The organism is Klebsiella sp. P1927 (assembly GCF_018204675.1).
GTDB classification, from domain to species: domain Bacteria; phylum Pseudomonadota; class Gammaproteobacteria; order Enterobacterales; family Enterobacteriaceae; genus Klebsiella; species Klebsiella pneumoniae.
In genome coordinates this window covers 2,979,594-3,000,771 of record NZ_CP073377.1, presented here as the reverse complement: position 1 = coordinate 3,000,771, position 21,178 = coordinate 2,979,594, and the positions used below count along the sequence as shown (strand labels likewise).

12 protein-coding genes and 1 pseudogene are annotated in these 21,178 nt (G+C 56.2%); 7 read left to right on the top strand and 6 right to left on the bottom strand.

The window, feature by feature from the left end; all coding sequences use genetic code 11:
* The first annotated feature begins 56 nt into the window (after positions 1–56).
* The 3 genes and pseudogenes from KB892_RS15240 to KB892_RS15230 all read left to right on the top strand — a co-directional run.
* A complete protein-coding gene (locus KB892_RS15240; RefSeq protein WP_062955111.1) occupies positions 57–12,761 on the top strand; it encodes a TipJ family phage tail tip protein in 12,705 nt (4,234 codons plus the stop codon).
* A 68-nt stretch (positions 12,762–12,829) separates the two neighbouring features.
* Positions 12,830–14,326, top strand: coding sequence for a tail fiber domain-containing protein (locus tag KB892_RS15235; RefSeq protein WP_023328083.1), 1,497 nt, complete (start codon positions 12,830–12,832; stop codon positions 14,324–14,326).
* Between the two features lie 136 nt (positions 14,327–14,462).
* A pseudogene (locus KB892_RS15230) lies at positions 14,463–14,633 on the top strand (isocitrate/isopropylmalate family dehydrogenase); the annotation flags it as partial.
* Positions 14,634–14,905: 272 nt separating this feature from the next.
* Here KB892_RS15230 and KB892_RS15225 read toward each other — a convergent pair.
* The 6 genes from KB892_RS15225 to KB892_RS15200 form a co-directional block, all read right to left on the bottom strand.
* Positions 14,906–15,619, bottom strand: a complete 714-nt coding sequence (locus KB892_RS15225; RefSeq protein ID WP_004150799.1) for an ArsR/SmtB family transcription factor — start codon at positions 15,617–15,619, stop codon at positions 14,906–14,908.
* Positions 15,616–16,008, bottom strand: a complete 393-nt coding sequence (locus tag KB892_RS15220; protein ID WP_004150798.1) for an amino acid-binding protein — start codon at positions 16,006–16,008, stop codon at positions 15,616–15,618. The genes KB892_RS15225 and KB892_RS15220 overlap by 4 nt, the downstream gene beginning before the upstream one ends.
* Entirely contained in the window at positions 16,001–16,324 is a 324-nt protein-coding gene (locus KB892_RS15215) for an antibiotic biosynthesis monooxygenase family protein (RefSeq protein ID WP_004150797.1), read from the bottom strand. The genes KB892_RS15220 and KB892_RS15215 overlap by 8 nt, the downstream gene beginning before the upstream one ends.
* Positions 16,325–16,442: 118 nt before the next feature.
* Positions 16,443–16,619 (bottom strand): hypothetical protein, encoded by a 177-nt coding sequence (locus KB892_RS15210; RefSeq protein WP_004225560.1) that lies wholly within the window; start codon positions 16,617–16,619, stop codon positions 16,443–16,445.
* A gap of 141 nt (positions 16,620–16,760) precedes the next feature.
* A complete protein-coding gene (locus KB892_RS15205; RefSeq protein ID WP_004140530.1) occupies positions 16,761–16,988 on the bottom strand; it encodes a DUF1272 domain-containing protein in 228 nt (75 codons plus the stop codon).
* 112 nt (positions 16,989–17,100) lie between these two features.
* A complete protein-coding gene (locus KB892_RS15200; protein ID WP_004140529.1) occupies positions 17,101–18,294 on the bottom strand; it encodes a zinc-dependent alcohol dehydrogenase in 1,194 nt (397 codons plus the stop codon).
* A gap of 621 nt (positions 18,295–18,915) precedes the next feature.
* Between KB892_RS15200 and KB892_RS15195 the strand changes: the two genes are divergently transcribed.
* The 4 genes from KB892_RS15195 (at position 18,916) to KB892_RS15180 (ending at position 21,123) form a co-directional block, all read left to right on the top strand.
* Positions 18,916–19,101: a con-10 family general stress protein gene (locus KB892_RS15195; protein WP_004150795.1), complete on the top strand. Its 186-nt coding sequence runs from the start codon at positions 18,916–18,918 to the stop codon at positions 19,099–19,101.
* A 90-nt stretch (positions 19,102–19,191) separates the two neighbouring features.
* Positions 19,192–19,686, top strand: a complete 495-nt coding sequence (locus tag KB892_RS15190; RefSeq protein WP_004150794.1) for a YciE/YciF ferroxidase family protein — start codon at positions 19,192–19,194, stop codon at positions 19,684–19,686.
* 26 nt (positions 19,687–19,712) lie between these two features.
* The gene (locus KB892_RS15185) at positions 19,713–20,219 is read left to right on the top strand and encodes a ferritin-like domain-containing protein (protein WP_004140514.1); all 507 of its coding nucleotides are present in this window, start codon (positions 19,713–19,715) and stop codon (positions 20,217–20,219) included.
* 16 nt (positions 20,220–20,235) lie between these two features.
* Positions 20,236–21,123, top strand: a complete 888-nt coding sequence (locus KB892_RS15180; protein WP_004140512.1) for a manganese catalase family protein — start codon at positions 20,236–20,238, stop codon at positions 21,121–21,123.
* The last annotated feature ends 55 nt before the right edge of the window (positions 21,124–21,178 follow it).

Here is a 21,178-nt window from a genome sequence, read left to right as displayed (position 1 = left end):
TTCAGTAAACCATCCAATTCAGGCCACCTTGCGGTGGCTTTTTTTATGGGCGTAATATGGCAAATAACATAATTAAAGGGCGCAAGGGTGGCGGCTCAAAGCAGCGTACACCGACGGAACAGCCGGATGATTTACAGTCCGTTGCGAAAGCCAAAATTCTGCTCGCATTAGGTGAGGGTGAATTTGCAGGTGGTTTAACCGGTAAAGATATTTATCTTGATGGCACCCCGCTTGAAAATGCTGATGGTTCGCAAAACTTCAGTGGCGTGTCCTGGGAATTTCGACCCGGCACGCAGGCTCAGACTTATATTCAGGGTATTCCCGGCACTGAAAATGAAATCAGTGTGGGAACGGAAGTTTCCAGCAAGACAGCCTGGACCCATACCTTTACTAATACCCAGCTTTCTGCCGTTCGTGTCCGCCTGAAATGGCCGTCCCTGATGAAACAGGAAGATGACGGCGACGTGGTGGGCAATACCGTCAAGTATGCGATTGACCTGCAGACCGACGGCGGCGCCTGGCAAACGGTGCTGGAAACCGCTGTCACGGGTAAAACCACCTCCGGTTATGAGCGGAGCCATCGTATTGATCTGCCCCAGGCCGGCAGTACCTGGACGCTACGCCTGCGTAAAATCTCTCCGGATGCAAACAGTGTCAAAGTTGGCGACGTGATGACGCTGCAGAGCTATACCGAAGTGATTGACGCGAAGCTGCGTTATCCCAACACCGCGCTGCTTTATATCGAGTTCGACTCCAGCCAGTTTAATGGCTCCATTCCGCAAATTTCCTGTGAGCCGCGTGGGCGCGTGATTCGTGTGCCGGATAACTACAATCCGGAAACCCGCGAATATACCGGCGTCTGGACCGGCGGGTTTAAATGGGCCTGGACGGATAACCCGGCCTGGATCTATTACGACATTGTTATAGCTGACCGTTTTGGTCTCGGTAATCGTCTGAGCAGCGCCAATATTTCGAAATGGACGTTGTACCAGATTGCACAGTACTGCGATCAGCTGGTTCCTGACGGGCGCGGTGGTGACGGCATGGAGCCGCGCTATACCTGTAACGTCTATGTCCAGGAACGCAACGATGCTTACACCGTGCTGCGAGACTTTGCCGCCATTTTCCGGGGCATGACCTGCTGGAACGGTGAGCAGATTGTTGTGCAGGCTGATATGCCGCGTGATGTCGATTTTACCTATACGCGCGCCAATATTATCGGCAAACCCCGTTATTCGAGCAGCAGCAGCCAGGTTCGGTACACCAACGCCCTGGTTTCCTGGTCTGATCCGGATAATGCTTATGCTGATGCAATGGAGCCGGCATTTATCCCGGAACTGGTTTCCCGCTACAGTTTTAACCAGCTCGAAATGACGGCGATTGGCTGTACGCGCCAGAGCGAAGCCCACCGTAAGGGGCTGTGGGGCATACTGACCAACAATAAGGACCGCATGGTCGAAATTGATGTGGGGCTGGACGGTCGCATTCCTCAACCCGGTTATATCATTGCCCTAGCGGATGAGTTGCTGGCCGGACGGGTCAACGGCGGGCGAATCAGCGCGGTGAATGGCCGGGTGATTACTCTGGATCGTGATGTGGATGCCAAACCTGGCGACCGCCTCCAGCTAAACCTGCCATCCGGGATCTCACAGAGCCGGACTATTCAGGCTGTTAACGGACGCCGGCAGATTACGGTCACAACGGCGTACAGTGAGACACCAGAACGGGAATGCGTCTGGGCCGTTGAATCCGATGACCTCTTCCTGCAGCAGTACCGGGTTACAGGGGTAAAAGAGAACAGCGATGCCACCCTCACGATCACCGGCGTGGCACATGACCCGGATAAATTCGCCCGCATCGATACCGGCGCTATTATCGACCAGCGCCCGGTTAGCGTATTGCCGGCGGGCAACCAGTCACCTCCTGACGATATTGTCATCACATCCCGCTCGGTCGTGAATCAGGGGATCAGCGTCGAAACGATGCAGGTTAACTGGTCAGCTGTCAGCGGCGCTATTGCCTACGAGGCACAGTGGCGCCGTAACGACGGGAACTGGATTAATGTGCCGCGCAACTCGACCACCTCGTTTGAGGTCAGCGGCATTTATGCCGGTCGTTATCTGGTTCGCGTCCGCGCGATAAATGCGGCGGAGATCTCGAGCGGCTGGGCGTATTCCGAAGAGAAAACCCTGACCGGCAAGGTCGGCGAGCCGCTGGCACCGCTGGCGCTGGCAACCCGTTCTCTGGTTCATGGGGTCCAGGTTAGCTGGGAGTTCCCGACCGGCTCCGGGGATACGCTGCGCACGGAACTACAGTACAGTAAAAATCAGGACGGCAGTGCGCCGATGCCGTTATCAGACGTGGCCTATCCGGGGAAAAGCTATCAGCAGATGGGCCTCAGTATGGGTGCAGAATTCTGGTATCGGGTGCGCCTTGTGGATCGTCTTGGCAATGAAAGCCCGTGGACCGGCTGGGTCCAGGGGATGGCCAGCGATAACTTTGATGACTACTACGAAAACCTGACCGACGCGATCAAGGATACGGCTGCCTGGGAGGAAACGCAGCGCACCATTAGCGAAACACAGGAAGGTATCCGCAATACGCAGCAGGAACTGGAGCAGACCGCTGAAGCTCTGCGTAAGGAAGCCGAAGACCAGGCGAAGCAGGTCAGCCAGGATATTGATGCATCGGCGAAAAGCATCACGGCTGATGTTGACGGGAAGATCTCCGCCGTGAATAAAACCATCACGGATGAGATTACCTCGGTCAATGAGGCTCTCGATTCTGGTCTGGCTCAGGCAAACAAAGGCGTTCAGGAGGCAAAATCCGCCGTCGCAGATGCGAACAAGCAGATCGCAACTGTGAACAAGTCGCTGACCGACAGCATCACCCAGGTAAGACAGTCAGTCACCGATACGGCTGCGGAAATCAACGCCACCATCGACCTGGAGATTGCCAGGGTCAGCAAAACGCTGGCCGACGGCGATGCCGCATTGAATGCGCAGATAAAGACTGCCGAAAATGGCCTGAAGCAGTCGCTGTCTCAGGTCAACACCACGCTGACCAATGCGGTGAAGCAGGAGACCGCGGATCGTATCGCCGATGTTAACGCGAAGGCGTCACAGGCCGCTGATGAACTGCTGGCGGCAACGCAGGGGATTGAGGCGAGTATCGAGAGCCTGACTCAGGTGATGAAGACCGCCGATGAAAATCTGGCGCGGGAAATGTCCAGCCTCGCTGCCGGCGCTAATATCCAGTTCGATTCGCAGGTTATCTGGCATTTCAACAATCAGACGACCGAGGGCTGGACCGGCAGCGCCGGCGTACCGGGTGTGTCACAGGATGGCTGGTTACGCCCGGCGGACAGCGCCACCGATCCGTACATTACCTCTCCAGGCGGGCTGGCTGTCGATGGTGCGGCGTACCGTTTCATCATGCTGCGCTTTCGTAAAACCGGCAAACCAGTCTGGGCGGGTGAGATCCGCTGGGTGTCTGCCGGCGAAAACTTCAATAACACGAAGCGATACATTGTTGCTGAGCCGGAATATGCCGATGGGGTGGCAACCCTGACGGTGCGTGATATTCCGTGGACAGGGAACATTGATCGTATTCGCCTGGACCTGACGAACCAGCAGGATGCCAGCAACTTTATCGAATTCGACTGGATCGCCGTTGGCCGGCCAGCACCCGGCGCCAGTACGGCGGCTTTGCAGGATGTGCGCAGTACGCTGAGTAACGCGCTGACTGCCGAAGCGCAGGCACGCAGCACGTTGGCGGCGCAGATGCGTGGCTCCTATGATGGGAGCGATCTGGAGAAAGTCACCTCCGGGCTGCTGTACCAGGAAAAAACCGCACGCGTTACCGCCATCTCGGCGGAAGTTAAGGCCAGAGAGTCCCTGCAGACGCAGTTTAACGACAACAAAGCTGCTGTTTCTGGTGAACTGAGTTCTCTGACGACAGAGCAGAGCGCGCAGGCGAGCCGTATCGGTGGCCTGGAAACCAGCCTCGGGAAAAAAGCCGATGCAGCCGCGCTGACGTCCCTGACGCAGAAAGTTGAGCAACAGGGCGCCACGCTGACATCGCAGGGCGCCGCGTTAACATCGCTCACTAACCGGGTTGGCCAGACGGAAACGGGCCTGGCTGGTACTAATGAGGCGCTGAGCGGGCTGCAGTCTGTTGTTACCCAGCATGGCGACAGGATAACCAGCCAGGGTCAGTCCATCACGAAACTGACGAGCGATTTGGGCATGACAAATGCCGCGCTGGCGAAGAAAGCCGAAGCGGCTGCGGTCACTGCCTTAACGCAGCAGGTAGAGCAAAACGGACGGGATATTCGCAGCAATACTGACAGCATCACCAGCCTGTCGAATCAACTGGTCAATGGCCAGCCGAATCGCTGGTCCCGTCGACTCTATCCGGTGCAGCTGGCTAACGCCGGGACAGTCCCGTCATTCAGCGATGTTCGCGCTGTGGCACCAACGGTAGTGGATGAGGTGGCCGACGCGGCCAAACTGGACTTTACGTCCGCCGGCAGCTATCTGATCGCGCTGTATTCCTGCCAGGTGAAAGTGGCCGCAGATACCACCATCACACTGGCGCCCGGCGCCAGGGTTTTTGATGATACCGGCGCCATATTTGTGAATGGGGTTCAGGTCGCCTGGGGTAACGCCAGCTGGAATACCGTCAGTTTTGAACTGAAAGCCGGCTGGAACACCGTTGAGTTTCTGGTGAATCAGTGGACCGGCCAGGCGTATATCAACCTGGGCCTGAAGCTGTCAGACAAGGTTGCCGAGATGTACTCCGGTCTCGGGGTTTCCGCGCTGGCAAACGCAGCCGGCGTGCTCAGCTCGAATGTCAGCCAGATTGGCAACGAGGTGGTCAGCAATTCGCAGAGCATCACCCAACTCCGGAATGCGCTGACGCAGACAGACGCGAACGTGGCCAGCAAAGCGGATCAGACGGCGATGAACTCGCTAACCGGACGAGTGGAGAAGACGGAATCCGGGCTGACGGCTGCTAACGCCAACATTACCTCGCTGAAATCCGCTGTACGGGCCGGAAACGCATCAGGCGGAGATTTAATTCCCAACCCGACATTTGACCCGGCTTACGACCAGATGGGGTTTAGCGTCGTATCCACGACGGCTGAGGAGGTCCCTCCTGGCTGCCCGTATGGTTATGCGGCCAGAATTGCCAGCCGGGATCACCATCCTAACTTTGCCGCGTTCCCGGCCACGCTTAACGATGTGATTGAGATCAGCGCACTGGTTGCCTGCGGCGCCGGCACGGCGAATTTTAATCTGTATGTTGGCACCGCCGTTCGGCCAGATACGAGCACCGGTGCGCCACTCATGGCGGGGGGCGGAAAATCACCTTCCGCGACCTGGCAGAGAACCACCTGGCGCTTCAAGGTCACGCAGGCGATGGTAGACAGGGGTTATATCCGCCCGTTCCTGCAGATCTCGCAGAACAGCCCGTATGGCACCGTATGGTTCGTTACGGACTGGCATATGCGAAATGTGACAGCGGCGCAAAAGGTTCAGGATACTGCGGATGCCACGGCGGCGGCGGTTGACTCGCTGACCACCACCGTGACGCAACAGGGTAATCTGCTGACCTCGACCGGCAACCGGACAACCCAGCTGGAAAACGGGCTGGCCACCACCAATGCCGCAGTGGCCAAAAAGGCTGATGCGACAGCGGTGCAGGATTTGACCAATACCGTCACACAGCTGGGCAACGATCTGACTGCTGCGAACAGCGCCATCACGAAACTGACCGGAAATCTGGCGAATACCGATAAAGCGCTGGCGCAGAAAGCCGATGCGACTGCGCTGGCCACGCTCGACACGAAAGTGACGCAGCAGGGTAAAACGCTGGAGAGCCAGAGCAATTCGCTGACGAATCTGTCGAACAGTCTCTCGCAAGTTGCGGCAGATATCGATGCCAGCGGTCAGATACCGGGTAACCTGGTCGTGAATCCCTCATTTGAACGCGGGCTGGATGGTTATACCGGGCGGTCAACCGCGACCAGTGTGGTGGAGGTTTCCGCTCCTCACAGCGGGACGCGGGCGCTGAAGGTTGATCCGGGGAGCGTGTCTCCGGGGCAATACATCCCGTTTGTTCAGGGGCGAACCTATGAAATCGGGGTGTGGGTCAAGGAACCCGGAGCGACGACGGATAATGGCGCGGGGAACAACAAGTTGCGGATCGGTAACTCTGCCGGCCAGCCGGTCTTTGAGCGTCCGTACAACAGCGGCACGGTGGGGACAAACTGGACCCTGGTTTCCGGTCGCTGGAAAGCGACGGAGACAGCCAGCCTGCCGGTGACGCTGAGCAACTATCTGATTAATGGCAGCCGCTACTTCGATGATTTTTACGTCACTGACGTTACCGACCGGGTGGACATCGATGCCACCGCCGGCGCCGTTACCGGACTGACGAGCCGGGTCAGCACAGCGGAAGGGGCTATCACCTCGCAAAGCCAGCAGCTGACGAACCTGCAGAACAGCCTGAACACGACCAACAGCAATGTGTCGAAGAAGGCCGATGCAACGGCACTGACTTCGGTCGATAACCGGGTGACAGAGGCGGAAGGGAAACTGACCACACAGAGCCAGCAGCTGACAAATCTGGCGAATGTGCTGACGGCCACCCGCAACGCTGGCGACAACCTGATCCCGAACTTTGATTTTCTACAGGGCAGCACTGCCTGGGATATTCAGTATCCAGCCGGTGTGACTTTTGGCGATTTCGGGGACGGGAAAGCGGGGGTCCGGCTGAACCGGACGACTAACACCAGTCCGGGGATCTTCTCCAACAACAACAAGCCGGTGCCGCTGAATGGCCAGCGCAAGTACCGCGTGGTGGTGAAGGCCAAAGGTGTTTCCGGCGCGATGAGTCTGCTGATCCGTCGCCAGAACAAAATCGGCCAGACGGACAGTACGTATGAGGATAAAACGGTCACGCTGACCACTGACTGGCAAACCATCACCTGGGAAACCGGATTGACGGCTGCCGGCGCGGACGGGCAGAACTTCAAACTTTATTCTCATCCGACAAACGGTGAAATCTGGCTCGATTCCGTCCGGGTTTTTGATATCACCGATGAAACCAACATCAAGGCGACCAGCGATGCTGTTTCGTCTCTGACCGGGACGGTGACGAACCAGGGGAACACCCTGACATCACAGGGGCAATCCATCACGGCGCTGAATAACGCGCTGGAAGGGGTCAAAGGCGATGTGGCGAAGAAGGCTGATGCGTCGGCGGTCAGTTCACTGACCAACCGGGTTACCCAGACTGAAAAGGATATCCGTAGCCAGGCCGACAGCCTGACCAGGCTGAATACATCGCTGAAGCAACAGGCAACACGGGGAGCCAATGTACTGCCGGACGGCAGTTTTGAATCCTATGCCGTCGGCGATGTTCTCAGTAATGCCCGCGCTGTTATCACCAGTGAAGCTGCGCACAGCGGGACCAAAAGCCTGCGTGTTACGCGCAGTACGGAGTACAACCCGAACGCGACGGATAATAACGATACCCATATCTTTTCTGGTATGCAGGTTCGCGATAATGCGGTCTATTACGTGGAGGCGTGGGTTAAGTTGCCGGCTGGCTCGACCGCCGATCCGACCGTTTATATGGTGCTAGGATTTTCCTTCCAGGATTCTGCCAATGGCTGGTCGTGGCCTGGCCTGAACGTGAAAGTCTCCGAGTTGTCGGTGGACAACTGGACAAAGGTCAGTGGCTATCTGACCAACAACCGAACCGCACTGAAACAGGCAATGGTGAGGATCTCCATCCCGAATACACCAAAAGTTCGCCTGGGTGACGCCTTCCTGATTGATGATCTGATCATCACTGACGTGACCGATGCGAAAGCGGCGCTCGATGCCGCCGATGCGAATGCGCAGGCGCTTTCCAGTCTGTCCGCGTCAGTCACGCAGAACGGGAAGAATATTACGTCTCAGGGCAGCGCGATCACGAAGCTGCAGTCGGATGTGACGCAACTTGGTAAGGATATCAGCGGCAAGGCCGATGCCAGCGCGCTGACGAATCTGACGACCCGCGTGACGGCTACCGAAGGCAGCCTGAAATCGCAGGGAGACAGCCTGACCAACCTGCAGAACAGCCTGAACACGACTAACAGCAATGTGGCGAAGAAGGCTGATGCAACGGCGCTGCAGAGCCTGCAGAACACCGTTGAACAGCATGGCAGGGATCTGACCACGCAAAGCAGCGCGCTGACGAACCTGGAAAACAACTTTTCCTCCCTGGCCGTTGGCGGGACCAACCTTATCCGCAATGCGGACACACTGGAGGGATGGAGCAGCCGCCACGCCACAGAGACGTATCTGGGCGACCGCGTGGCCTACACCCGGCTGGCGAAAGGTGCATCCGGTTATATCCAGCTGGATGAACAGACGCTGGATGTTACCGGGCGTACTGAATTTGTATTCAGCTTCTATGCGAAAGGTGCCTATAACGGACAGGAAATGGCGAGTTATTTTTATAACCCGTCGAACACTACCACCACGGAAACCAGCCAGGGGGTTAAAGGCGGGGCCGGTGACGGCAAGGCGGTCACGAAACTGACCACCGCATGGGCGCGTTACTGGGTGAAATGGGTTATTCCTGCCACCAGTGGCACCAAACGGCTGATTGCCGCGCGTCTGGAAAGCGCGACGTCTGCCGACAAAGAAGTCTGGCTCTGTCGCCCTCAGCTGGAAACCGGGACCGTGATGACTGACTGGTCACCGAGTCCGGATGATGCGGCCAGCGGTATTACCGCGAACACATCGGCCATTAACAGCCTCACCAGTCGGGTGACGAATGCCGAGGGGCAACTGACCGCGCAGTCTCAGAGCATCACGAATCTGCAGAACAGCCTGAACACCACCAACAACAACGTGGCACAAAAGGCCAGCGCGCAGTCGGTGAGTGATCTCACCAGCCGGGTCACCAGTGCGGAAGGCAAAATCACCTCCCAGGGGCAGGCTATCACGAAGCTGCAGGGCGATTTGAGCAGCACCACCGATAAGGTCAACACCAAAGCGGATCAGACGGCGCTTAACGCGCTGACTGGCCGGGTGGAGAAAACCGAGGCAGGCCTCACGGCAGCCAACAGCAACATCGTCAGCCTGACGGCGGCGGTGAACGCCGGGAATGCTGCCGGGGATGATTACATCCCAAACCCGTCATTTGATCCGGCGTATGACCGCATGGGTTATGACGTGGTGGAGACCACTGCTGCAGGTGTGCCGGCTGACTGCCCGTTCAGGTATGCCGTCCGGCTGGCCGGGCGAGACCATGTGCCAAAAATCAACAACATCGCTGTGACGCCGGGCGACGTTTACGAAATGTCTGCTCTGGTAGCGTGTGGTACCGGCAGCGCTGACTTTAATTTCTACATCGGTCGGGCCACCACTGCTACTGGTGGTATTGGGGCGAGAGCGTCCGGGGGAAACACCAAGACCACCACCGCGTGGAAACGAGCCACCTGGCGCTTTACTGTGCCGGCAGACACGAACTTCCTGCGACCGTTCCTGCAGGTTAATCAGAGCAGCCCGTTCGGCACTGTCTGGTACGCTGCCGACTGGCATATGCGTAACGTGACGGCGGCGAACAGTGCGCAGAAAACCGCAGATGCGACCGCAAAAGCGGTGGATTCACTGACCACCACGGTTAGCCAGCAGGGCGATACGCTCAGCAGCATCGGCACGCGGACCACCTCGCTGGAGAACAGCCTCCGGTCGACAAACGATACGGTGAGTAAAAAGGCTGACACGACAGCGGTGACGCAGCTGCAGGGCACGGTGACGCAGCAGGGGAATGACATCGCGGCAGCCAACAGCGCGCTGACAAAACTCAGCAGCGATCTGGCCACGACGAATGCGAATGTGAACAAAAAAGCGGACGCAAGCGCGATGAACACCCTGCAGAACCAGGTCACTGAGCAGGGCAAAACACTCAGTGCGCAAGGGGATTCTCTAACGCAACTTAGTAACAGCCTGAGCCAGACGGCAGCGGATATTGACGCCAGCGGGAAAATGCCGGGCAACCTCATTGTCAACGGCAGTTTTGAGCGCGGCGCGGCGGGCTTTACCGGCTGGAGCAGTACCGCGACGGTGGCCGATTTACAGGTTCCGCATTCGGGTAACAAGGCGCTGAAAATGTCCGCCGGCCAGTCGAACCTGGTCGGGCAGGAAATCAGTATCACGCAGGGTCGTACCTACCGCATGGGGGTATGGGCGAAGCAGGACCCGGGAACCACGATTAAAGATGCGGGTAACACGAAGTTTCGTGTGGCCGACAGCACTGGCCTGCTGGTCGGCTCAAACTACGGACCGTTTAGTTCTGGCTGGCAACTGGTAACGTTTGACTGGAAAGCCACGAAGACCACGACGGCCAGTTTCCAGCTGACGACCTTCCTCAGCGCGGGGGCAATGTATTTCGATGATTTCCATGTCCTCGATGTTACGGATGAAAAGGATATCGCAGCTAATGCCGGGGCCATTTCTCAGATGAATACCCGCGTCACCGCTGCTGAAGGGGCTATCACCACCCAGGCGCAGCAGCTGACGAAACTCAGCGGCGATCTGGCCGTCACGAATGCGGCGGTCAGTAAGAAGGCCGAGCAAAGCGCTGTCACCGGGTTGACCACCCGGATGACGTCTGCCGAGGGTAAACTGGATTCGCAGTCGCAGCAGCTCACCAGTCTGCAGAACAGCCTGACCACGATGAATACTGAGCTGGGTAAAAAGGCTGACACGTCCGCGGTGAGTTCACTGACCGGTCGCGTAAGCCAGGTGGAAAACACCATCACCAGCCAGTCGCAGAGCATCACGTCGCTGACCAGCACCATCAATACCATCCGCACTCAGGGAGCTAATCCGTGGGTTGACGGTACGTTTGAAAGCTACAGCGATGGCCAGGTGCTGGGCGGGAACGGCACAGCCGTTGTGGTGGCGTCTCAGAAATTCACCGGCAATAAGAGCCTGCAGGTGAGTCGAGGAGCGAACAATAACGGCAACAGCGATAAACAGCTTGGGAGCTGGCAGTCAGTCCGTGAGGATGCGAAGTTCCGGTTTGAGTTCTGGGCTATGATGCCGGCGGATCAGGCGCCATCCTCCGGGTGGACAACGCTGGTCGGCATTAACTCACTGAATGCTGCCGGTCAAAACTCCTGGCAGTCGGCGGTCACTGTCAGCGAAGCCGCTCTTGGTGCGCGTGATAAGTGGGTGAAATTTACGGGTATTGCCAGTAACAACGGGGGTGGGAGAACACGCGCAGTGGTCTGGATCTCTACCCGTGGCGCCTCCGGCAGCGGCACCCCCGGTTATTCGCTGTATATCGACGATCTGGTTATCACGGATGTTACCGATGCGAAAGCTGCACAGGATGCCTCTGACGCGACGGCGAGTGCCGTGAGCGGTCTGACGGCTCGCGTAACGGATGCTGAAGGGAAAATCACCGCCCAGGCGCAGCAGCAGACGGCACTGGCCACGAAAGTGGATAATGCCAACTCCCGCGTCGATAACATGGCGAAGACGCTAAGCGACAGCCAGAGCACACAGGCCAGCCTGAATACCTCGCTTCAGTCGCAGATTGACGCGCAGGCGGCCGCCAACATCAAAAACCAGACGACGCTGGACAACACGATTAAATCGGTGGCCAGTATCACCAGTACCCAGCAGACGCATGCAACGGCACTGGAGGCGCTGGCAACGCAGCAGACGACCCTGACATCCAGTGTCGGGGATCTCAGCGCTTCCGTTCAGAACACCGCCAAAACCGTGGCGGATGTGAATGGTACGGTGAGTTCGCTGTGGTCGATGAAGGTTGAGACGGTTAACGGGAAGAATGTTGGCGCGGGGATTACGCTGGGCAGCAATGGTGAAACGAGCGACATGATCCTCTACGCTGACCGCTTCTCGCTGTTTAACCGTAATAATGCGACGGCTGTTCCGGTGATGGTTGCCGAAGGCAATGAGCTGTATATCGATACGGCACGTATCAAAAACAGTTCCCTGACCTCAACCAAAATCGCGGACGGTTCCATCACGAACGCGAAGATCGGCAACGAGATCCGCTCGAATGACTTTGTTGACGGGTCACGCGGCTGGCGTATCGCCAAGGATGGCTCTTCGCAGTTCAACAACGTGATCGTTCGCGGTGCGGTTTATGCGACTGACGGCTGGTTCCAGGGTACGGTATATGCGAACCACATCGAGGGCGACATCGGGTCATTTGCGATCAACATCGCTCAGCACCGCACGCGCAAGGTGCCGAAGGCTACATGGCAGTGGTTTGAGCTGGCCCGGTTCCGGCGGCAGAATTTCGACCAGGTGATCAATATTCGCGGTGGACTCCTCCAGACGGATAGCATCACTATCGACGGCGGCGCGAAACTCAGAGCGGGGATGTCCTACGCGCCAGGGGCTGACGGCGGACTGAATCCTGGCTATCTGTCGTATGCAATGCTTCTTCGTGGCACAGGCGCTACGTCTGGTGGCGGCAGTATGGAGCTAGGCATTGAGCTTATGTATGAAACAGGTGGAGCAACACGCCTGTTAACGGCGCAAGAGTCAATGAACGTAGACAACATGTCATTTGTCGTCCCTGCCGGTACTGGCGACGCTGTTCTGCGATATGGCTGTTACCTGGACCGTAACGGACAGATGGTATTAACCATCCTCTCAAGATTCGACGCCTTCGCCGCGCGCAATAACAACGTAATTCGCGGTTCATCAACCTGATAACAATATATGGCCCCGCAAGGGGCCTTTTCTTTTTCCAGGGAAAACCATCCAGGAGGAACTTTATTATGGCGATGTATGAAGTCGGTACCGTCACGGGTGCCGCGTCGCAGGCACGGGTGACAGGTGCGACAACAAAATGGTCACAGGAGGCGCTGGGGATACTGCCCGGGTCGATTCTAGTGGTCTACCGCAGCGGTAGTGCTGACCTGTATGCGATCAAATCCGTGGACAGCGACACGCAACTGACGCTGACCCGGAATATCACCACCGCATTTTCCGGTGCCAGTTACGGCATTATTACCGCTGAAACCGCCAGCACCTCGTCGTTTGCTAACCAGCTGGCCAGCGCGTTTGCATTCTGGCGTAGTGTAGTGGAGGGCTGGTCGATGGCCCTGACCGGCAGCGGCAATATCACCCTGACTGACCCGATCACAGGAAAGCAGGTGACCGTGCCGGCGATAGCCGGGATGGCGAAGGCCTCGGATCTTAACGCGCTGGCAAAACTCACCGGAGGAAACAAACTCGACGGCTCGCAGGTTATAACCAGCGATAATGCCGGTTTTATACTCGGTAAGAACTCAGATCTGGCTCTGCTCAAAAAACAGGGGCAAGGCGGGACAATTGCCGTTGGCTCGGGAACACCGTTTAGGGTTCAGCGTTCAAGAGCGACCACTGTATCACCGGCAGACACCTTTGATGACATCCTCGTTATTGATGCCAACAACCGAACGACACTACCTGGCGCGCTGATTGCCGGCGGCGACATCGACAACACGACGAAGGGGTTGCTGTATACCCAGGCGATTGAGCTGTCGATGAACACGCCATACATTGACTTTCACCATAACAAAAGTGCTAACGACTACACCGCACGCCTCATCACTACAGCCGCAGATCAACTTAGTGTTCAGGGAAGCCATCTACGGGTAGACAGAGACCTGCGGGTGGGGCAAGCGGCCGACATCGGCAGCTGGATGCAGTGTCGCTATGACTGTGTGTCCCAGCAGACCGACTTCGGTTCCCCTGCCATTGGCGCGTTGATTTCCGGTGGCAAAGTCCGGTCCCGCATGTCAGGGCGTGGAGGAAACGGCGACACGGCTGGAGCGTGGGGTGGTTTCTACCTTGAAGAATACGTTGGGTACAACCACCGAGTGGTACTGTATATGGACGGTTTCGGCCAAAAAGATGCTTGGCTCTTTTACACCGGAGGGACAATCTCCACCCCTAAAGGCGATGTTATGACCACTGGCTCAGACGTGCGGCTGAAAAAGGATTTTACGGAATCCCAGGAAGGGGCCTCCAGGCGTATTAACGCGCTGGGGGTATGTGAGTTCAACATGAAAGGCGAAACACGCCGTAGGCGTGGATTTATTGCTCAACAAGCTGAAAAAGTTGACCCGATTTACACCTTTCAAAGCGGCGATGTAGAAATTGATGGCGAGAAGATCAATATCCTTAACGTAGACCATACGGCCATCATCGCGGATCTTGTTCTTACGGTGCAGGAGTTAACAAAACAAGTGCGTGATTTGAACAAGCAGGTTCAAACAAAAGAGTACTGATTGAGAGAAAATAGGTTATCAAAACTCGGATAATTTATCATGTAATCAGCATGTTAGAATTAACATAAAAATGGTTCTAGATAAGTGTTCAGAAACATATTTTTTTTAAAAATCAAAGTATTAAGAGCAATGCAGAGAACTACTGCTGCGCCACATGCAGTGGTTCGAAGCCGCAGACCTGATCGTCAAAGGCATGGAAGGCGCTATCGCCGCCAAGACCGTGACCTATGACTTCGAACGTCTGATGGAAGGCGCTAAACTGCTGAAATGTAGCGAGTTTGGCGACGCGATTATCGCGAATATGTAATCCCGTTAGTGGATTAAGTAAAAGCGGGAGCCGATGGGCTCTCGTTTTTTTTCGCCTTCAGGCAATTATTCTGCCGGACGCTTGAAGCATTAGGCGATGGCGAATGTCCCGCAGCGCAACGTTCAACAAAGCTATATACCTCATGACAGGGAGAGATCCATTTGCCGTAAGAGCTCGCATGAAAACGGATTGCACGCCAGGCGTCATACTGATGGCCCGACCGGCTTAAACCGGGGCCGTTCGGCGAAAATGTGCTGTAGCCTAAACTCAGGCTATCCGCGCACTTTCAGATTAAACAGCCGGGACAGCGCCGCTCTGCCGCTATCCGTCACTTGTACTTCCCGATATCCCGGCGCGCGCGTTATCCATCCTTTTTGCAGGAACAGCGTCATTAGCGCCGAGCCGGCGTCGCCGCCCAGATGAAAACGTCTTTCGCTCCAGTCGAGACAGGGGCAGCAAGGCTTACGCCGTGGGCGGGCGTTAAACACTGCGCCAAGGCGTTCAAGCTGGGTTTTACCGGCTGACGTCAGGGCCAGGCCATCTGCCGCCAGCCATTTTTCCCTCAGCATAAATTCATAAATATTGACCGCCAGCTCGCCCGCCAGATGATCGTAGCAGGTCCGGGCGTAGCGAAGATTAACCGGCGTGCTGGGGAGAAGCGTCTTATGCGCTTGCATAGAGACGCCCATCAGGTTTTCCAGCAGCCCGGCAATATGCGAGCCCGCCAGGCGGTAATAGCGGTGGCGCCCCTGCGCGAGACACACCACCAGTCCGTTGCTGAGCAGCCGGGCAAGATGGCCGCTGGTGGTGGAGGCGGACACCTCGGCGACCGTACTGAGTTCGGTTGCCGTCCATGCGCGCCCGTCCATCAGCGCGCAGAGAATACTGACCCTTGACGAGTCAGAGAGGGCTGAGGCCACCATCGCCATAGCGGTTTCCAGCGCCTCCTCTGGCTCACTGTCTTGCTGCGGTTTCAGGAGATTCATTCAGAAAGTATGGCCCATTTTTTGGTCACTTCCGCTGCCCGGGCGTCATCATCGGTAAGGAGAATGAGCCGGTTACGGTGGTCGCTGTACTGTACCAGAATATTAATACCATTATGGGCCAGGGTGTCTGCGATGTCTCCCAGTTCCCCAGGACGTTCCTGAGGTAACTTTCGTATCAGAGGACGGCATACATTGCTGACCGTAAAGCCGGCCTCGGTCAGCACCCTGCGGGCTGTCTCACCGTCTTCCACCAGAAAATGCGCATGTCCGGCATCAGGCGTGGTGAATACGCCGCCGCCTTCGAGCCCCACGCCGTTGTTACCCAGCGCCATACCCATTGCGCCAAGCGAGCCCGGCGAGTTGCTGAGAATCACGTGAATGTCATACATCTGACTGTGCTCCCCGATCCGATGCGTAATCCCGGAACACGCGGGCTACGCGTATTCTGTAATATGAAAAAATCGATGCTTTGCCTTCGCGCTGGGCAGCCAGATGCCGCTCATTTTGCTGCCAGTTGGCCACCGAGGCTTCATCTTCCCACCAGGATAGCGAGAGGATTTTGCCGGGCGTACTCAGGCTCTGAAAGCGCTCAATGGCAATAAACCCCGGCGTGTCTGAAAGCAAAGGCGTCAGCCCGGCCGCCAGCTGAAGATATCTTTCCTGTGCTTGTGGTAAGGCGTCGGCCTCAAAAAGTACCGCAATCATAAGTCTGCTCCATGGTGAATTTCCCGGCAGTCTACTGACGGCCAGAGCAGGAAGCTTCGGTGTGCAGCGAAATATGCCTGGCAGGAGATCAACGATTGCAACGGAAATGCTTCCAGCGTTATTGCGATGGTGAATAAAAAAGAACGCCAGCCATGCGATACGGCAGCCTGAGCGCACAGGGCTGGCTGAGTTTTAGTGAAATCGCGATGTGGGGGGATAAACCCTGAGGGCTGCGGCTATCGATGAAAGCGATCGCCGACGGGCAGTACGGGCGGGAAAGTCGTTTTACTGACATGCAGAATATGAACCCGGAAACGCTCGCCCGGACTAGCGAAGCGCCGCCGGGCGATAATCGAAAGAGCACGTTGTCTGCCACCGGTCACGCCTTCAGGCTCCGTGCTCTCCTCGGGCCTTAGCCGGGAGACCTGCGTCTCGCCTACTGTGCATGGCGGCGCAGGGTGGAGGCGGGGTGGCGCCGCAGCGCCTCTTCGGGACGCACAGGGCGCCGCACCAGTTCGCCGCCGCAGTTCGGGCAATGTCCGTTCAGTCGCGTCGTCATGCAGTCCCGGCAAAAGGTGCACTCGAACGAACAGATAAACGCCTCGGGTGAGTCTGGCGGCAGATCTTTATCACAGCATTCGCAATTCGGACGTAACTCGAGCATCAACTTCTCCTCTGGTGAACGGCTATATCAGCGACGGCGGGCCAAAGCACGCTATGTTTATATCATGCCGCGATCGGTCCGCCGAGAATTTCCTTGCGCGGTAATCGCCTTCTCAGAGGGTCGCTTTCCCGGGCTGCATTCCCGGTACGAGGATCACTTTGCGGCACGCCTCTTCACGTTTCTCAAAGATCTGATAGCCGCGCGCGGCCTCCTCCAGCGGCATATGGTGAGTGACAATCTCCTCCGGGGTAAGCAGCCCTTGCTCAATAAGCGCCAGCAGATCCGGCAACCAGGCGTGGACGTGGGTTTGTCCCATCCTGAAGGTCAGTCCTTTATCAAAGGCATCGCCAAACATAAAGCCGTGGATGAAACCGGCGTAAACCCCGGGTACGCTGACGATGCCGCCGCGGCGCACGGCGGCGATGCACTGGCGCAGGGCTTTTCCGCTGCTCCCCTCGATTTTCAGGGTGCTGAGGACGGTTTCCGTAAGGCTACCTTTCGCCTCGAAGCCCACGGCGTCGATCACCGCGTCGACGCCGCGATGGCCCGGCGTGTTATCGATAATCCACTGCGCAGGATCGTCATGGTGGTCAAAGTTTATCGGGATCGCGCCATAGCGTTGTTGCGCGAAATCGAGTCGGTAATCGTTATGATCGATGATAAATATCTGTTCTGCGCCATTGAGCCTGGCGCAGGAGGCGCAGAGCAGGCCTACCGGGCCGGCGCCAAAAATAGCCACGCTACTGCCGGGTTTGACCTCGGCGTTTTTAACCGCCTGCCAGGCGGTGGGCAGAATATCTGACAGAAACAGCACCTTTTCATCGGGTAAGGTGTCTGGCACTTTAAACGGTCCGGTATTGGCTTTGGGGACCCGTACATATTCCGCCTGGCCGCCCGGGATCCCGCCGTACAAATCGCTATAGCCAAACAGCGCCGCCGGTGGCGAAATGCCTTTTCGATTGAGCGTCGCGCCCTGGCCGCTATTGGTGCTTTCGCAGGCGGCATACTGCTGCAAGCGACAAAAGAAGCAGTCTCCGCAGGCGATGACAAACGGGATAACCACCCGGTCGCCTTTGCGGACCGCGGTGACCTCGGAACCGGCTTCCACCACTTCCCCCATAAATTCATGGCCGAAAATATCACCATGGTGCGTGCCGGGGATCTTTCCGCGGTACAGATGCAGATCGGAACCGCAAATCGCTGTCGCGGTGACGCGCAGAATAATATCGTCCGCTGCCTCAAGAGCCGGGTCAGGCATGGTGTCGACGCTGACATGATGCGGGCCGTGATAAGTGAGTGCTTTCATAGAATATTCTCCTCGAGAGAAAGGTTGACAGCATGCGGTTCTTCGGCCTGGTGAACGGCTGCTATCGTCACCGATAAATCATCGTAAAAAATAAAGCGTAGAGTACTAATAATGGAACTGCGTGATATTCCAGGAGCTGAATATATTCCACGCTTCGCTTATTTCCCGGCTGGTCTGTTCGAGTTATTTGCCTATTGCCCTTATGTGTGCCAGTATTAATCGGGCATGATATTCGCTCCATTTTGTTTGCTAGCCGCTTCCCCAGCGGCTTTTTTTATCCGTAAAACCAGGAAAAATTCTGAATTTCCGTCTGGCAAAGGGCAATGCTGCCGCTTCGTTATATAACCCAACGGTAGTAATCCTCCGGTATAGATAATTATTTGCCGCAGAGGTGATCTGCATACATTATTTCCCTGAACACAGTGAGTTAGCGGCAAGGTGCCGTCTGGTTATTTTTGAGGTGTCTTGTAGAATTATTCCGAATTACTGCTAAAAGGTGTCGAAAAAACGGAATAATAATTTGACTAACCAGCATTATCCGCTAGATTTAAATATCGAACGACGAGTGATACGGAATATTTTCGTATCGTACTGACATAACCGATATACATGAGGTGAAATATGGCAGAGCATCGTGGTGGTTCCGGTAATTTTGCTGAAGACCGTGAAAAAGCTTCTGAAGCAGGTCGTAAAGGTGGTCAGCACAGCGGCGGGAACTTTAAAAATGATCCGCAGCGTGCGTCCGAAGCGGGTAAAAAAGGCGGACAGAATAGCCACGGCGGTGGCCGCAAGTCCGATAATTCCTGATTATCCTTTTCCTTGCACCCTGAAGTGAAAGTATCTCCTGCGAGTCTGTCACAGACTCGCAGTTATTTTCTGACTCCAGAAGGTATTTCTATGAATATGAAAAGCATTGAAGATGTATTTATTCACCTGCTCTCAGATACCTACAGCGCAGAGAAACAATTAACCCGCGGGCTGGCTAAACTAGCCAGAGCGGCGTCCAGTGAAAAACTCAGCGCGGCGTTCAATGCTCATCTTGAAGAAACCCAGGGCCAGATCGAACGTATCGACCAGATTATTGAACAGGAATCCAACCTGAAAATCAAACGCATGAAATGCGTGGCCATGGAAGGATTAATCGAAGAAGCTAATGAAGTCGTTGAGAGCACGGAAAAAAATGAGGTACGTGATGCTGCATTAATTGCCGCTGCGCAAAAGGTCGAGCATTACGAAATTGCCAGTTACGGTACTCTGGTCACCCTGGCAGAGCAGTTGGGCTATAAAAAAGCAGCCAAACTGCTTGCCGAAACCCTGGAAGAAGAAAAACAAACCGATGTGAAATTAACCGATCTGGCGGTAGGTAATATTAATATGAAAGCGGAAAAATAAACTCTCCCTGACACGAGGAAATCACGATGAATCACGTTGAACATTACCATGACTGGCTACGAGATGCGCATGCCATGGAAAAACAGGCAGAGTCCATGCTGGAATCAATGGCTGGCCGTATCGATAATTATCCGGATCTCCGTGCCAGAATCGAACAGCATGTTAACGAGACCAAACGGCAAATTACCGTGCTGGAAGAGATCCTCGACCGCAATGAGATTTCGCGCTCGGTGATTAAAGATTCGATGAGTAAAATGGCGGCTCTCGGCCAGTCCATCGGCGGGATGTTTCCTTCCGATGAAATCGTCAAAGGCTCGATCAGCGGGTACGTTTTCGAGCAGTTTGAAATCGCCTGCTATACCTCTCTGCTGGCGGCCGCTGAAAAAGCGGGCGATACCGCCTCCATCCCAGCCATTGAAGCCATCCTGGCGGAAGAGCGGGAAATGGCCGACTGGCTGATTAAACATATTCCTCAGACCACGGAGCAGTTTCTCCTGCGTTCAGATGCTGACGGCGTAGAAGCGAAAAAATAACCCAGGAGGCAGGCCTATGTTTCGTCATGTGAAACAACTGCAGTATACCGTACGCGTTGCTGAACCGAATCCGGGGCTCGCGAATTTACTGCTCGAACAGTTTGGCGGCCCTCAGGGCGAGCTGGCCGCCGCGTGTCGTTATTTCACCCAGGGATTAAGCGATGACGATCCCGGCCGCAAAGATATGCTGATGGATATCGCGACAGAGGAGTTGAGCCATCTGGAGATCATTGGCACTTTGGTCGGCATGCTGAATAAAGGCGCCAAAGGAGCCCTGGCGGAGGGCACCGAGAGCGAGGCGGAACTCTATCGTTCGCTCACCGCCAACGGCAATGACAGCCATATTACATCCCTGCTGTACGGCGGCGGTACCCCGCTGACCAACTCGGCGGGCGTGCCGTGGACGGCGGCCTACATTGATACTATCGGCGAACCCACCGCCGACCTGCGGTCGAATGTCGCGGCGGAGGCGAGGGCGAAGATCGTCTATGAACGCCTGATCAACGTGACCGACGATCCTGGCGTGAAAGACGCGCTGGCCTTCCTGATGACCCGCGAAGCGGCGCATCAGCTCTCTTTTGAGAAGGCCCTGCAGTCGATTCGCAACAACTATCCACCGGGCAAACTGCCGCCCATTAGCGAGTACGCTAACACCTACTACAATATGTCTGAAGGTGGAGAAGTACGCGGCAGCTGGAACAGTGACAAACACTTCGATTATGTCAAGGATCCACAGCCGGCCGTAGATGGCGGAGATGGCAGTGCTTCTGTCGGCCTGACGCCAGAGCAGGAAGCGCTGTGCAAAGCGATGCTGAAGCGAACGCAGTCTGACCCGCAGGGCGATCCTTTGACCGGCGCCGAACTCGGCGCCGGGAAGCAAAACACTTCATCATCAGCTAAGTGATGTTCGCATGAGCCCCGGCTGCGGCCGGGGCGATTCACAATGATGGGTGTGGAAT

Bases quoted from the DNA above. Each gene is read 5' to 3' on its own strand.
- KB892_RS15240 (WP_062955111.1), top strand. From the start codon at position 57: ATGGCAAATAACATAATTAAAGGGCGCAAGGGTGGCGGCTCAAAGCAG.
- KB892_RS15235 (WP_023328083.1), top strand. From the start codon at position 12,830: ATGGCGATGTATGAAGTCGGTACCGTCACGGGTGCCGCGTCGCAGGCA.
- KB892_RS15225 (WP_004150799.1), bottom strand. From the start codon at position 15,619: ATGAATCTCCTGAAACCGCAGCAAGACAGTGAGCCAGAGGAGGCGCTG.
- KB892_RS15220 (WP_004150798.1), bottom strand. From the start codon at position 16,008: ATGTATGACATTCACGTGATTCTCAGCAACTCGCCGGGCTCGCTTGGC.
- KB892_RS15215 (WP_004150797.1), bottom strand. From the start codon at position 16,324: ATGATTGCGGTACTTTTTGAGGCCGACGCCTTACCACAAGCACAGGAA.
- KB892_RS15210 (WP_004225560.1), bottom strand. From the start codon at position 16,619: ATGTCAGTAAAACGACTTTCCCGCCCGTACTGCCCGTCGGCGATCGCT.
- KB892_RS15205 (WP_004140530.1), bottom strand. From the start codon at position 16,988: ATGCTCGAGTTACGTCCGAATTGCGAATGCTGTGATAAAGATCTGCCG.
- KB892_RS15200 (WP_004140529.1), bottom strand. From the start codon at position 18,294: ATGAAAGCACTCACTTATCACGGCCCGCATCATGTCAGCGTCGACACC.
- KB892_RS15195 (WP_004150795.1), top strand. From the start codon at position 18,916: ATGGCAGAGCATCGTGGTGGTTCCGGTAATTTTGCTGAAGACCGTGAA.
- KB892_RS15190 (WP_004150794.1), top strand. From the start codon at position 19,192: ATGAATATGAAAAGCATTGAAGATGTATTTATTCACCTGCTCTCAGAT.
- KB892_RS15185 (WP_004140514.1), top strand. From the start codon at position 19,713: ATGAATCACGTTGAACATTACCATGACTGGCTACGAGATGCGCATGCC.
- KB892_RS15180 (WP_004140512.1), top strand. From the start codon at position 20,236: ATGTTTCGTCATGTGAAACAACTGCAGTATACCGTACGCGTTGCTGAA.